Genomic DNA, 13,187 nt, shown 5'->3' on the forward strand with positions numbered 1-13,187 from the left:
CTTCTCCTTCGTGGATTTATCGGGTCAGGCTGAGTTCGCCCGGCGCGCTCGAGAGCGTGCGGTCGGGGCGGCAGGTGAGGATCATGATCAACAGCGTCAGCGCGTAGGGCGCGGCGTTGAACAGGTAGTAGCCGGAGGTGATGCCCACCGCCTGCAAGGCCGGGCCGAGCGCGCCGGCCGCGCCAAACAGCAGCGCCGCCAGCAGGCAGCGCCACGGCTGCCAGCGGGCGAAGATCACCAGCGCCACCGCCATCAGCCCTTGCCCGCTGGAGAGGCCTTCGTTCCAGCTGCCCGGGTAGTACAGCGAGAGATAGGCGCCGCCGACGGCCGCCAGGAAACCGCCGGCCGCGGTGGCCGCGATGCGCGTGGCGTTGAGGCGATAGCCGAGCGCGCGGGCGGTCTCGGCATGGTCGCCCACCAGCCGCAACGCCAGTCCCCAGCGCGTGGCCGACAGGCCCCATTGCAGCAGCAGCGCCAGCGCCACGCCGACCAGGAACAAGGCATTGATCTGCAGCGCATGATGCAGGCGCTCGTTGCTGCTCCAGGCGCCCAGGTCGATCGACGGCAGCATGGGCGCCTGCGGCTGGATGAAGGGCTTGCCGAGGAAGAAAGCCAGCCCCGTGCCCAAGAGCATCAGCGCGATGCCGAAGGCGATGTCGTTGACCCGCGGCAGCGAACACACCAGCCCGTGCAGCGCGCCCAGCAGCAGGCCGGAGCCGCCCGCGGCCAGCACGCCCAGCCAGGCCGAGCCGGAGAAAAAGGACACCGCGTAGCCGGTCATGGCGCCGCACACCAGGATGCCTTCCAGCCCCAGGTTCACGCGGCCGCCTTTCTCGGTCAGGCATTCGCCCAGGCTGACGAAGAGGAAGGGCGTGCCGACCCGGATCGCACCGGCGAACAGCGCCAGCAGCAGGGTGGCGTAATCGAAGTCATGCATGGCCGCTCTCCTTGGCAGGGCCGGGCGTGGGTTGCGCCTGCTGCTGCCAGCGCAGCTTGAGGGCGGCCAGGCGGCCGGTGACGGCTTCCCAGGCCAGCAGGTTGCAAAACAGCAGGCCTTGCAGCACCAGCGTGGTGGCGTCGGGCAGGTCGAGGCGGCGCTGCAGCAGGCTGCCGCTGGCTTCCACGCCGCCGATCACCACTGCGCACACGATGATGGCCAGCGGGTTCTGGCGCGCCGCGAAGGCCACCAGGATGCCGGAGAAACCGTAGCCGGCCAGCAGCGCGCTGTTGGCGCTGCCGTGCACGGCGGCGACTTCGAACATGCCGGCCAGCCCGGCCGCGGCGCCGCCCATGGCGCAGGCGACCAGGATCAGGCGATTCACCGGCAAGCCCACCAGGCGCGCGGTGCGCACGTTGCCGCCGACGATGCCCATGGCGAAACCGGTCACGCCGTGGCGCAGGAACACCCAGGCCGCGACGCAGGCGACGGCGCCCCATGCCAGTCCCCAATGCACGTCCAGCCAGGGCATGGACTGCACCATGTCGGCATCCGGCAGGGGCCGGGTGGAGGGTTTGTTGAGGCTGGCGGGATCGCGCAGCGGGCCTTCCACCAGGTGCTTGAACAGGGCCACCGCGAGATAGGAAAGCAGCAGGCTGGAGATCGTCTCGTTGACCCCGCGCCATTGGCGCAGGCCGCCGCACAGCGCGATCCACAGGCCGCCGGCGATCATCGCCGCCAGCGCCATCAGCACCAGCGTGGCGATGGGCGGCAAGGCCGGCGCCAGTTGCGGCATCAGCGCTGCGGCCAGCCCGCCCAGGGCCAGTGCGCCCTCGCCGCCGATCACGATCAGGCCCACGCGCGCCGGCAAGGCCACGCACAGCGCGGTCAGCAGCAACGGCGCAGCGCGCTGCAGCGTGTTCTGCCAGGCGAACATGGTGCCGAAGGCGCCCTGGTAGATCAGCAGGCAGGCTTCTCCCGCCGGCCTGCCCTGCAGCAGCAGGAACAGCACGAACAGCAGCAGCGTGCCGGCCAGCGCGAACAGCGTGGGCAGCGCCGGCGTGGCGGCATGCAGCAGGGCGGCGCGCAGCCGCAGATAAGGCGGCACGGCCGCTGCTGCCGGCGGCGCGGTCTTGGCGGCAGGTTCAGGGACAGGTACTGAAGTCATGGCGATATCCCGTGCACGGAAACCGGGGCGGCGCGCCCGCGCGCGCCGCGTCTGTTATGGCAGGTATTGTGGATCACACCTGGCCGACGATGCCGGCCACCAGGTAGTTCATCTTCTCCAGCGCCACGTCGGTCTGTGCCTGGGTGGTGCCGGCCGGGATCACGGTGGCGCCCTTGTTGTCCTTGATCGGCCCCTTGAAGATCTGGAACTTGCCGGCCAGCATCTGCGCCTTGATGTCGTCGGCTTTCTTCTTCGCCGCAGCCGAGGCCGCGGCGCCGTAGGGCGACATCTTCACGAAGTTGTCCTTCAGGCCGCCGCGCAGGAAGTTGATCATCGGCTTGCCTTCCAGCGTGGCCTTGACGATCTCGGTATAGGGCGTGGCCCAGTTCCATTCAGCGCCGGTCAGGTAGCCCTTGGGCGCCAGCGCGGCCTGGCTGGCGTGGTAGCCGGTGGTCATCACGCCGCGCTTCTCGGCGGTCTCGACGATCACCTTGGGGCCGTCGACGTGGCAGGTGATGACGTCGCAGCCCTGGTCGATCAGGCTGTTGGCGGCTTCGGCTTCCTTGACCGGCAGCGACCAGTCGCCGGTGAAGATGACATGGGTGGTGATGGCCGGATCCACCGACTGCGCGCCCAGCGTGAAGGCATTGATGTTGCGCAGCACCTGCGGGATCGGCTTGGCGGCGACGAAGGCCAGCTTCTTGCTCTTGCTCATGTGGCCGGCCGCCACGCCGGAGAGGTATTCGCATTCCTCGATGTAGCCGAAGAAGCTGCCCACGTTCATCGGATGCTTGCCGGCGGTCCACAGGCCGCCGCAGTGGGCGATGCGTACCTTGGGATATTTCTCGGCGATCTTCAGCACATGCGGATCGAAGTAGCCGAAGGAGGTGGGGAAGATCAACTGCGCGCCGTCCTGCTGGATCATCGCTTCCATGGTCTTTTGCACGGCCACGGTCTCGGGCACCTTTTCTTCTTCGATCACCTTCACGCCCGGCATCTTCTTGATGATGGCGGCGGCCTGCGCGTGCGACTGGTTGTAGCCGAAATCGTCGCGTGCGCCGACGTAGATGAAGCCGACCGTCAGCGGGCCGGCGGCCAGCAGGTCCAGCGGCAGGGCGGCGCCCAGTGCGGCGGCTCCGGACATTTTCAGAAAATCGCGGCGGTTCTGCATGTTGTTGTGCTCCTGGTCGGGACGTTCGTGGTTGGAGGGGATCGCTACAGATCGGAAAAATCAGGACAGCGCCAGCCGACCCGGCGCCTGCATGCGTGCCGGCTTGCGCACCTCGCGCTGGAAGATTTCCATGGACAGCTTCTTGGCCGAGATGAAGCTCGGCTGCGACAGCGTCTCCACCGTGCGCGGGCGCGGATCGTCGTAGTGCAGGATGTCGGCCACGGCGGTGGGGCGCTTGGTCAGCAGCAGGATGTCGTCGGCCAGGTAGACCGCCTCTTCCAGGTCGTGCGAGACCAGGACCATGGTGGTGCCGGTCTGCATGAAGACTTCCTGCAGCTTTTCGCGGATGAACAGCGTCATCTCGAAATCCAGCGCCGAGAACGGCTCGTCGAGGAACAGCACCTCCGGCCCCGGCGCCAGCGCGCGCATGATGGAGGCGGTCTGCTGCTGGCCGCCGGAGAGCTCATACGGATAGCGCATCAGGTCGAACTTGACGTCGAAGGAGGCGACCAGCTCGTCGACGCGGTTCCTGATCTCGGACCTGGACTTGCCTTCCAGCTTCAGCGGATAGGCGATGTTGTCGATGGTGCGCAGCCACGGGAACATGGCGTCGCGGTAGTTCTGGAAGACGTAGCCGATCTTGGTGTCGGCCAGCGACTTGCCGTCGAACAGGATCTGGCCCGCATCGATCGGGATCAGGCCGGCGATCATGTTGATCAGCGTGGACTTGCCGCAACCGTTGGGGCCGAACACGGAAACGATTCGGTTCTTCGGGATGTCGAGGTCGAAGTCTTGGTACAGCGGCCAGCCGGCGAAATGCTTGGTCAGGCCGCGGATGGTGATGTGGGTGCCCGGCGGCCCCGGCACGAACGGGGTTGGCGGGGGCAGCTCGACTTTGGGGCTGATCACGACGCTCATCTTCCGCTCCAGTGGACGATACGTTTTTCAATGACGATGAAGACCACGTTCAACACATAGCCCAGCGCGCCGGCCGCGAGGATGGCGGCATACATCTCGCGCACGTTGAGCACCTGCTGGGCGTCGATGATGCGGTGGCCCAGGCCGTTTTCGGAGCCGATGAACATCTCGGCCACGATCACGATCACCAGCGCCATCGACACCGCGCTGCGCAGGCCGACGAAGGTGGGCTGCAGGCTTTCCCAGATCAGCACGTCGCAGAAGATGCGCCAGCGCGAGGCGCCCATCACCTTGGCCGCCATCACGCGCTGCTTGCGCGCGTTGAGCACGCCGTAGGCGCTGTTGAACAGCACGATCAGGAAGGCGCCGAAGGCGGCGATGGCCACCTTGTTGATATCTGAGACGCCGAAGATCAGCAGGAACAGCGGGATCAGCGCCGACGACGGCGTGGAGCGGAAGAAGTCGATCAGGAACTCCACGCTGCGGTAGGCGCGCTCGTTGCTGCCCAGCAGGACACCCAGCGGCACGCCCAGCACGGCGGCGATGAGGAAGGATTCCAGCGTGCGCGCCACTGTCACCGTGAAGTCGGTCAGCAGCGCGCCGCCGGCCAGGCCGTTGACCATGGTGATGAGCGTGACGCCCGGCGGCGGCAGCAGGATGGCCTTGATCCATCCCGCGCGCACCACCAGGTCCCACACCACGAACAGCGCGATGGGGCCGATGAAGGGCAGCAGGCGGCGCAGCGAGGGCGGCTTGCGCCCGGTTTGGGGCCGGGCCGTCGCGCGCGTGGGCGCGGTCGCGGCGCTTTCTCCGGCCTGGCCCGTCTCGCGGGCGGTGACGGCGGAATCGCTCATGGCGCTCAGCCCTTGTAGATCAGGTTGTCGACCAGGATGCGTTGCGAGAACACGCCCTTGTCCACGAACAGGTCATAGAACTTCTGGAAGTAGGCGATATCGCTGGCCTTGAATTCGTTGTAGAGCATGTAGGCCGCCAGCGGCACCTCGTTGGTGAGCGAACCTTCGATGGCGGTGTAGCCCTTGAGGTAGGGGCGCGCGCGGTCGGGATTGGTGCGCACCAGCTCGATGCCGCGCGCGTAGGCGGCGATGTATTTCTTCGCCTCGGCCGGATGCTGCTTGATGAAGTCGGTGGTCAGCGCGGCGGCGCCGCCATGCCACGGCGCCATCGGGTCGCCCAGGATGTATTTGGCGATGACGCCGGCTTCCAGCATGCGGGTGGTGTTGTTCATGCGGCCGACCGTGCCGGTCGGTTCCAGCGTGTAGGCGGCGTCGATCTGGCCCGCCGCCAGCGAGGCGACGTGCTGGCCGATGGGCAGTTCCACCACCGTGGCGCCGGTAGCGCCCGCGCGTTCCAGCACGGTCTTGGCCAGCGTGACGTTCTGGATGCCGGGGCCGGAGGCGACCTTCTTGCCTTTGAGTTCGGCGATGGATTTGATCGGGCTGTCCTTGGGCACGAGGAACTCGTCGAGCACGTACTTGGCATTGCTCGGATTGGTGGCGAAGATCTTGAACAAGCCCGGCTGGGCGATTTCGCCGATGGCCAGGTTGCCGGCGCCGGTGCCGTTGGCCGAACCGTCGGCGCGGCCTGAGAGCATGGCTTCCATCACCTGCTGGGCGCCGGCGAATTTCAGCGCCTGCACGTCGAGCCCGGCTTGCTTGAAGTAACCCGCTTCCAGCGCGGCGTAGAAGGGCAGGCCGGCGGCCACCGGCCAGTAGCCGATACGGATGGGCACGCTCTGCGCGCGCAGGATGGCGGGGGCGCCGGCGATGGCCGCGGTGGCCGCGACCGCGCCGGTTTTGGCGATGAAGCTGCGGCGCGACGGGCTGGCTGCCTGCCGCTGGACGTTTGCTTTGGACATCTTTTTCATTGCGTGCTCCGTGGTGAGAGGTTCAGGTGCGATGCGAAACGTGTCGGGTTCAGGGGCGGCATCAGGCCAGCGAGGTCAGGTAGGCCGCCCAGCCGCCGTGGCGGGTGATGTCGGCGGCGCCGGCGATGCCGGCCGGCTCGCAGATGAAGCCTTTGGCCGTGCTGCCGTCGGCCAGCTCCACCGTGCCTATGCCCAGCGGCGCGGGGATCGCGGCGACGAAGCCGCCGAACTGGCGCAGCGGCATCTCCCATACTTCCACCGCGATGGCGGCGCCGTCGCCGGCGGTGGTGCGGGCAAGCCCCGGTTTGGGCGGCGTGGTGCCGGCCAGGGCGTACAGCCGGTAACGGGCGGCGGTGCTGGTCGCGGCGACGCGGCGCGCGCCGGCTTCCAGCAATTGCCAGTTCAGCGGCTGGCCGCTGAGATGCGCGCCGACCACGCAGACCTTGATCGTGGTTTCGTTGAAGGGCAGCGGCGCGGCGGCGATGGCGTCGGCCTGCGCGGCGCCGCCCAGCAGGCGCTGGAACTGCGCGCCGGCTTCGGCCAGCAGGTGGTCGGAACCGGCCGGTCCGATCAGCGTGACGCCGGCCGGCAGGCCGTCGCGGCGCCAGGTGCCGGGTATCGCCAGCGCCGCCATGTCCATCAGGTTGACGAAGTTGGTGTAGTAGCCCAATTGCGAATTGCGCGCCACCGGATCGGCCTGGACTTCGGCGATGGTGGGGAAGGTAGTGGTGGTGGGCACCAGCAGCAGGTCGCTGCCTTCGAGCAGCGTCTCCGCTTCGCGCCGCAGGTCGGCCAGGCGGTACTGGGCGTTGAAGGCGTCGACGGCGTCGTAGTTGTCGGCCTGGGCGGTGATCTGGCGCACCACCGGATCCATGTCCGCACCGTGCCGGACAAAGAAGTCGCCCAGCGCGGCGCGGCGTTCTCCGACCCAGGGGCCCTGGTACAGCAACTGGGCGGCGTCAGTGAAGGCGTCGAAGGGAATCCTGGCGATTGCCACGCCGGGCATGGCGGCGATTTGCGACAGCGTGCGCTCGTAGGCTTCCTGCGCTGCGGCGTCGCCGCAGAACTCAGGCTGTGCGGGGACGGCGATGCGGTAGCCGCGGCGCTTCACGCCCAGCATCGCCGGCTTGCGCGCATAGGCGTCGGCGGCGTCATAGCCGGCCGCGCTTTGCAGCACGCGCCAGGCGTCGGCGACGTCGTGCGCGAAGATCGAGATGCAGTCCAGCGTGCGGCAGGCGGGGAGCAGGCCCTGCGCGCTGATCAGTCCCTTGGTGGGCTTGAGCCCGACCAGGTGGTTGAAGGCGGCTGGCACGCGGCCCGAGCCGGCGGTGTCGGTGCCCAGCGAGAACAATACCTGGCCCAGCGCCACCGCGACGGCAGAGCCGGAACTGGAGCCGCCGGAGACGTATTCCGGATTGATCGCATTGCGCACCGCGCCATAGGGCGAGCGCACGCCGACCAGGCCAGTGGCGAACTGGTCGAGGTTGGTCTTGCCCACCAGCAGCGCGCCCGCGGCTTGCAGGCGCTGGACCACAGTGGCGCTGGCCGTGGGGACATGGCTGAATTCGGGGCAGGCGCCGGTGGTCGGCATGTCGGCCACGTCGATGTTGTCCTTGACCGCGAAGGGGATGCCGAACAGCGGCATGGCCTCGAACACGGCTTCGCCCTTGATCTGTAGCATCAGGTCCAGCGCGGCGGCTTGCTGCTTCAGTTGCTTGGCGGCGATGCGGCTGATCCACACCTCGTTGCGGTCGGACGCATCGATGCGCGCCAGCAACTCGGCGCACATCCTGCCGGGCGTGGTGGCGCCGCTGCGGTAGGCGGCGAGCAGCGCAGCGATGGTGGGGCGATCGACTGCCGAAGCGGGTTCCTGGCGTAGGTGATGAGTGGCTGGCATGGTTATATTCAATCTTGAATACAAGAATGAATATCTTTAAGCAGGAGGTGTGCCAGCAGATCCGGAAAGGCTATGTTCCGGCTGGAATCAAGCGCTGGCGCCGCTTTGCGGCGTGAATTGCAAGGAGGCAATCAGGCGACGGACGTCGGTTGGCGGTACAAAATGGGGCGGCGTGCGCTGTTTTCGGTCGTGCAAAGGGGTGATGCGCACGACAAACGACGCCGGGGGACGGCTGGCCGGCAATGGCGGGGGGCTTGAGGGCCATCTGCCGCAAGGAAACTGGCGTGCGGACGAGGCCAGGCCGGGAGCCGGTCTATGTTGGTCTATATATAGAGGAAGAAACGCGCTCGCCGTTACATCTCGCCCCAGATCGCATTGAGCACCGTCAAGGCAGCCATTCCCGCCGTCTCGGTGCGCAGTACCCGCGGTCCCATCGATAGCATCAGCGCCCCTTGTGCGCAGGCAAGGTCTTCTTCCTCCGTGCTGAAGCCGCCTTCGGGCCCGACGATCAGCGTTACCGCCTGCGGCGGATGATGGCGCGCCCAACTCGACAGCGGTTGCTCGCCGCGCGGCGACAGCAGGATGCGGCGGTGCAGGTCGCTCTGGGCGATCCAGCGGCGAAATTCGGACAATTCGGCCAGGTGCGGCAGGCGATTGCGGCCGCATTGCTCGACGGCGGACTGCACGATGCCTTGCCAATGCGCCTGCTTTTTTTCGGCCCGCTCGCCCGACAGCCGCACCACGCAACGCTGCGCGGCCAGCGGGACGAGCGCGGTGGCGCCCAGTTCGACGGCTTTTTCCACGATCCAGTCCATCTTGGCGCCTTCCGGCAGCGCCTGCGCCAGCGTCAGCGCGTAGGGCAGCTCGGCCTCGCGCGGGGAGAAGGTCTTGATTTCGGCATGGACGCGCTTTTTTTCGATGGCGCTCAGGGTGGCGGTGTATTCGCCGCCTTCGCCGTTGAACAGCGTGACATGCTCGCCCGGCTGCAGCCGCAGCACCTGGACGTGATGGGCTACGTGGTCGGGCAGCACTAGGGATGCCCCGATGCTGAGAGGTTGCGGACAAAAGAAACGGGGCATGGATGGGCGCTTGGCGGTAAATATGGGGCGATCATGGGGCGATCCGGGATTTTACCGCCTCCACCCCCGCTCCCGGCCCATTTGTGGCGCGGAGGGCTTGGGTTCGGGCGCTCTCTGGTAAAATACAGCCCCGCGCGACCCCGGATATTTCCGGGGTTTGCATTTGAATGGCAGCACCGGAGCCGGCGGCAACAGGGCGTTGGCTCCCCGACACAGGTTTTTGGCGCCTGCGGGCGCATCCAGCAACTCTCTGACACCGACATGATTTCCACTCTCCCCACCGACAAGATGGCCAACGCGATCCGCGCGCTGGCGATGGACGCTGTACAAAAAGCTAATTCTGGACACCCGGGCATGCCGATGGGGATGGCGGAAATCGCCGTGGCGCTGTGGGCCAAGCACTATCGCCACAACCCCGCCAATCCGCAATGGGCCAACCGCGACCGCTTCGTGCTGTCCAACGGCCACGGTTCGATGCTGCACTACGCGTTGCTGCACCTGACCGGCTACGACCTGCCGATGGAAGAGATCAAGAACTTCCGCCAATTGCATTCCAAGACCGCCGGCCACCCTGAAGTGCACATCACCCCGGGCGTGGAAACCACCACCGGCCCGCTGGGCCAGGGCATCACCAACGCGGTGGGCATGGCGCTGGCCGAGAAGCTGCTGGCGGCCGAATTCAACAAGCCCGACCTGGCCGTGGTCGACCACTACACCTATGCCTTCGTCGGCGACGGTTGCCTGATGGAAGGCATTTCGCATGAGGCCTGCTCGCTGGCCGGCGTGCTGAACCTGTCCAAGCTGATCGTGCTGTACGACGACAACGGCATCTCCATCGACGGCCATGTCGAAGGCTGGTTCAAGGACGACACCCCGAAGCGCTTCGAAGCCTACGGCTGGAACGTGATCCCGGCCGTGGACGGCCACAACGTGGAAGCGGTCAATGCCGCCATCCACCAGGCCAAGCTGGCCGACAAGCCGACCCTGATCTGCTGCCGTACCGTGATCGGCAAGGGTTCGCCCAACCTGGCCGGCACCGACAAGGTGCACGGCGCCGCGCTGGGCGACAAGGAAATCGCCGCCGTGCGCGAAGCGCTGGGCTGGACTGCCGCCCCCTTCGAGATCCCGGCCGATGTCTATTCGGCATGGGACGCCAAGGCCAACGGCGCGCAACTGGAAGGCGCGTGGAACAAGACGTTCGCCGACTATTCGGCCAAGTTCCCGGCCGCAGCCGCCGAACTGCAGCGCCGCCTGAAGGGCGAGCTGCCGGCCGATTTCGACCAGACCGTGGCCGCCTACATCGCCTCCACCGTCGAGAAGAAGGAAAACATCGCCACCCGCAAGGCCAGCCAGAACGCCATCCAGGCCTATGCGCAGGCGCTGCCGGAATTCCTGGGCGGCTCGGCCGACCTGACCGGCTCCAACCTGACCAACTGGAAGGAATCGGTGGCGGTGCGCGCCGACCAGGCCGGCAACCACATCAACTACGGCGTGCGCGAGTTCGGCATGAGCGCCATCATGAACGGCATCGCCCTGCACGGCGGCTACCTGCCGTTCGGCGCCACCTTCCTGACCTTCTCCGACTACAGCCGCAATGCGCTGCGCATGGCCGCGCTGATGAAGCTGCGTTCGCTGTTCGTGTTCACCCACGACTCGATCGGCCTGGGCGAAGACGGCCCCACCCACCAGTCGGTGGAACACGTTTCCAGCCTGCGCCTGATCCCCAACCTGGACAACTGGCGTCCATGCGACACCACCGAGTCCGCCGTGGCCTGGGCTGAATCCATCAAGCGCAACGACGGCCCCAGCACCCTGATCTTCTCGCGCCAGAACCTGCCGTTCCAGGAACGCACTGAGGCCCAGATCAAGGACATCGCGCGCGGCGGCTACGTGCTGCGCGATGCCGCCGGCGCCAAGCTGGTGATCATCGCCACCGGTTCCGAGATCGAACTGGCCACCAAGGCCGCCGACGCGCTGGCGGCAGAAGGCATCGCCGTGCGCCTGGTGTCGATGCCGTCGACCGACGTGTTCGACCGCCAGGACGCCGCCTACAAGGCATCCGTGCTGCCCCGCGGCTTGCCGCGCCTGGCCATCGAAGCCGGCGTGACCGCTTTCTGGTACAAGTACGTGGGCCTGGACGGCGCCGTGGTCGGGATCGACACCTTCGGCGAATCGGCGCCGGCCGGCGTGCTGTTCAAGCACTTCGGCTTCACCGTCGAGAACGTGGTGGGCAAGGCCAAGCAATTGCTGGCCTGACCCCCTGAGGACAACGCAATGACACAAGCAGCAGCAACGGGCGCGCCGGCCGAGGAAGTCACGATCCGGCGCGCCCGCGCTTCGGACGCGGCGTCGATTGCCGGCGTGCGCATCGACAGCTGGCGCGCCAGCTATCGTGGCCTGGTGCCCGACAGCTACCTGGACAGCTTGCAGCCCGAGCAGAGCGTGAAGCTGTGGGAGCAGGTGCTGGGCGCATCCTCGGACGCGGCCTGCACCTTCGTGGCCGAAGCCGGCGGCGAGATCATCGGTTTCGCCTCGGGCATGACGCTGGCCGACAGCAAGTTCGGCTGCGACGCCGAGCTCTCTGCCATCTGCGTGCTGCCCGACGAGCAGCGCCGCGGCCTGGGCAAGAAGCTGCTGGCCAATGTCGCGGCGACCCTGATCAGCGCCGGCGCCACCGGACTGATGGCCTGGGTGCTGGCCAAGAACGAAGGCGCGCGGGAATTTTTCAAGGCGCTGGGCGCCGAACAGCTGTTCGAGCAGACCTTCACCTGGGACGACGGCAGCGAGCTGGACGAAGTCGGTTTCGTCTGGCGCCAGCTAAGTCCTAGGCCGTCTTAAGCGGGCGGCAGGGAATCATCAGCCGGAAGGTTTGCCTGAGACGCAGGTCATCCGGTGCAGGGCAGGGCCAGAACAATACGCAAGAACAAGGCCGGAAAAGACCGAAAAATGGCCGGGAGCGACCCGGCCGCCCCAGTAGCCTCTCTTGCTGCGGGCGGTTTTCCGGCCGAACCGGTTTGCATTGATTTTTTAATACCTTAAGGAGAAGAGCATGGCAATTCGCGTCGCAATCAACGGTTATGGCCGCATCGGCCGCAATATCCTGCGCGCCCACTACGAAGGCGGCAAGAAGCACGACATCGAGATCGTCGCCATCAACGACCTGGGCGATCCGAAGACCAATGCCCACCTGACCCAGTACGACACCGCGCACGGCAAGTTCCCGGGCACCGTGACCGTCGACGGCGACTCGATCGTGGTCAACGGCGACCGCATCAAGGTGCTGGCGCAGCGCAACCCGGCCGAGCTGCCATGGGGCGAGCTGGGCGTGGACGTGGTGCTGGAATGCACCGGCTTCTTCACCACCAAGGAAAAGGCCAGCGCCCACATCAAGGGCGGCGCCAAGAAGGTGATCATCTCCGCTCCGGGCGGCAAGGATGTGGACGCGACTGTCGTGTTCGGCGTCAACCATGGCGTGCTCAAGGCAACGGATACCGTCATCTCCAACGCTTCGTGCACCACCAACTGCCTGGCGCCGCTGGTCAAACCGCTCAACGACACGATCGGCGTGCTGAACGGCTTGATGACCACCGTGCACTCCTACACCAACGACCAGGTGCTGACCGACGTCTACCACGAAGATCTGCGCCGTGCTCGCTCCGCCACCATGAGCATGATTCCGGCCAAGACCGGCGCTGCCGCTGCGGTCGGCCTGGTGCTGCCCGAGTTGAACGGCAAGCTGGACGGTTTCGCGATCCGCGTGCCGACCATCAACGTCTCGCTGGTCGACCTGTCGTTCGTCGCCGCCCGCGACACCACCGTGGACGAAGTCAACGCCATCATGAAGGCCGCTGCCGAAGCCGGTCCGCTTAAGGGGATCCTGGCCTACAACACCGAGCCGCTGGTATCGGTCGACTTCAACCACAATCAGGCGTCGTCCAACTTCGACTCCACCCTGACCAAGGTCTCCGGCCGCCTGGTCAAGGTTTCGTCCTGGTACGACAACGAATGGGGTTTCTCCAACCGCATGCTGGACACCACCGTGGCCCTGGCGAGCGCCAAGTAAGGCCCGCTCGATACCGGCGCGGGAAGTTTTCCGGCCGGTATCGTCAATTTCCGGGCTGATTCGGGTTCT

Annotated in this window: 11 protein-coding genes; 3 read left to right on the forward strand and 8 right to left on the reverse strand. The window is 66.7% G+C overall.

Annotation, left to right across the window (positions count from 1 at the left end; all coding sequences use genetic code 11):
• Window positions 1–16: 16 nt before the first annotated feature.
• From AC07N6_RS14170 to AC07N6_RS14205, 8 genes are all read right to left on the reverse strand, one after another.
• A complete protein-coding gene (locus tag AC07N6_RS14170; protein ID WP_494782532.1) occupies window positions 17–937 on the reverse strand; it encodes an ABC transporter permease in 921 nt (306 codons plus the stop codon).
• Window positions 930–2,105: an ABC transporter permease gene (locus AC07N6_RS14175; RefSeq protein WP_494782533.1), complete on the reverse strand. Its 1,176-nt coding sequence runs from the start codon at window positions 2,103–2,105 to the stop codon at window positions 930–932. Before AC07N6_RS14175 ends, AC07N6_RS14170 begins: the two co-directional genes overlap by 8 nt.
• Window positions 2,106–2,178: 73 nt before the next feature.
• Window positions 2,179–3,276: a BMP family ABC transporter substrate-binding protein gene (locus AC07N6_RS14180; RefSeq protein ID WP_494782534.1), complete on the reverse strand. Its 1,098-nt coding sequence runs from the start codon at window positions 3,274–3,276 to the stop codon at window positions 2,179–2,181.
• A 60-nt stretch (window positions 3,277–3,336) separates the two neighbouring features.
• Window positions 3,337–4,194 carry an ABC transporter ATP-binding protein gene (locus tag AC07N6_RS14185; protein WP_494782535.1) on the reverse strand — a complete coding sequence of 286 codons (858 nt, stop codon included), beginning with the start codon at window positions 4,192–4,194 and terminating at the stop codon, window positions 3,337–3,339.
• The gene (locus AC07N6_RS14190; protein WP_494782536.1) at window positions 4,191–5,048 is read right to left on the reverse strand and encodes an ABC transporter permease; all 858 of its coding nucleotides are present in this window, start codon (window positions 5,046–5,048) and stop codon (window positions 4,191–4,193) included. Before AC07N6_RS14190 ends, AC07N6_RS14185 begins: the two co-directional genes overlap by 4 nt.
• A 5-nt stretch (window positions 5,049–5,053) precedes the next feature.
• Window positions 5,054–6,070, reverse strand: a complete 1,017-nt coding sequence (locus AC07N6_RS14195; RefSeq protein WP_494782537.1) for an ABC transporter substrate-binding protein — start codon at window positions 6,068–6,070, stop codon at window positions 5,054–5,056.
• A 70-nt stretch (window positions 6,071–6,140) separates the two neighbouring features.
• The gene (gene atzF, locus AC07N6_RS14200; protein ID WP_494782538.1) at window positions 6,141–7,976 is read right to left on the reverse strand and encodes an allophanate hydrolase; all 1,836 of its coding nucleotides are present in this window, start codon (window positions 7,974–7,976) and stop codon (window positions 6,141–6,143) included.
• 353 nt (window positions 7,977–8,329) lie between these two features.
• Window positions 8,330–9,055, reverse strand: a complete 726-nt coding sequence (locus AC07N6_RS14205) for a 16S rRNA (uracil(1498)-N(3))-methyltransferase (RefSeq protein WP_494782539.1) — start codon at window positions 9,053–9,055, stop codon at window positions 8,330–8,332.
• Window positions 9,056–9,316: 261 nt separating this feature from the next.
• On the opposite strand from AC07N6_RS14205, the gene tkt reads away from it, so the two are divergent.
• From tkt to gap, 3 genes are all read left to right on the forward strand, one after another.
• Window positions 9,317–11,311 carry a transketolase gene (gene tkt / locus AC07N6_RS14210; RefSeq protein WP_494782540.1) on the forward strand — a complete coding sequence of 665 codons (1,995 nt, stop codon included), beginning with the start codon at window positions 9,317–9,319 and terminating at the stop codon, window positions 11,309–11,311.
• Between the two features lie 18 nt (window positions 11,312–11,329).
• Window positions 11,330–11,893 carry a GNAT family N-acetyltransferase gene (locus AC07N6_RS14215; protein WP_494782541.1) on the forward strand — a complete coding sequence of 188 codons (564 nt, stop codon included), beginning with the start codon at window positions 11,330–11,332 and terminating at the stop codon, window positions 11,891–11,893.
• A gap of 211 nt (window positions 11,894–12,104) precedes the next feature.
• Window positions 12,105–13,118 carry a type I glyceraldehyde-3-phosphate dehydrogenase gene (gene gap, locus AC07N6_RS14220; protein ID WP_494782542.1) on the forward strand — a complete coding sequence of 338 codons (1,014 nt, stop codon included), beginning with the start codon at window positions 12,105–12,107 and terminating at the stop codon, window positions 13,116–13,118.
• Window positions 13,119–13,187 lie beyond the last annotated feature (69 nt).

The sequence above is a fragment of the Herbaspirillum sp. GW821-FHT09A12 genome (assembly GCF_059418325.1).

Coding starts and splice junctions, on each gene's coding strand:
- AC07N6_RS14215 (WP_494782541.1), top strand. CDS start 11,330: ATGACACAAGCAGCAGCAACGGGCGCGCCGGCCGAGGAAGTCACGATC.
- tkt (WP_494782540.1), top strand. CDS start 9,317: ATGATTTCCACTCTCCCCACCGACAAGATGGCCAACGCGATCCGCGCG.
- AC07N6_RS14175 (WP_494782533.1), bottom strand. CDS start 2,105: ATGACTTCAGTACCTGTCCCTGAACCTGCCGCCAAGACCGCGCCGCCG.
- AC07N6_RS14170 (WP_494782532.1), bottom strand. CDS start 937: ATGCATGACTTCGATTACGCCACCCTGCTGCTGGCGCTGTTCGCCGGT.
- AC07N6_RS14205 (WP_494782539.1), bottom strand. CDS start 9,055: ATGCCCCGTTTCTTTTGTCCGCAACCTCTCAGCATCGGGGCATCCCTA.
- AC07N6_RS14190 (WP_494782536.1), bottom strand. CDS start 5,048: ATGAGCGATTCCGCCGTCACCGCCCGCGAGACGGGCCAGGCCGGAGAA.
- atzF (WP_494782538.1), bottom strand. CDS start 7,976: ATGCCAGCCACTCATCACCTACGCCAGGAACCCGCTTCGGCAGTCGAT.
- AC07N6_RS14195 (WP_494782537.1), bottom strand. CDS start 6,070: ATGTCCAAAGCAAACGTCCAGCGGCAGGCAGCCAGCCCGTCGCGCCGC.
- gap (WP_494782542.1), top strand. CDS start 12,105: ATGGCAATTCGCGTCGCAATCAACGGTTATGGCCGCATCGGCCGCAAT.
- AC07N6_RS14185 (WP_494782535.1), bottom strand. CDS start 4,194: ATGAGCGTCGTGATCAGCCCCAAAGTCGAGCTGCCCCCGCCAACCCCG.
- AC07N6_RS14180 (WP_494782534.1), bottom strand. CDS start 3,276: ATGCAGAACCGCCGCGATTTTCTGAAAATGTCCGGAGCCGCCGCACTG.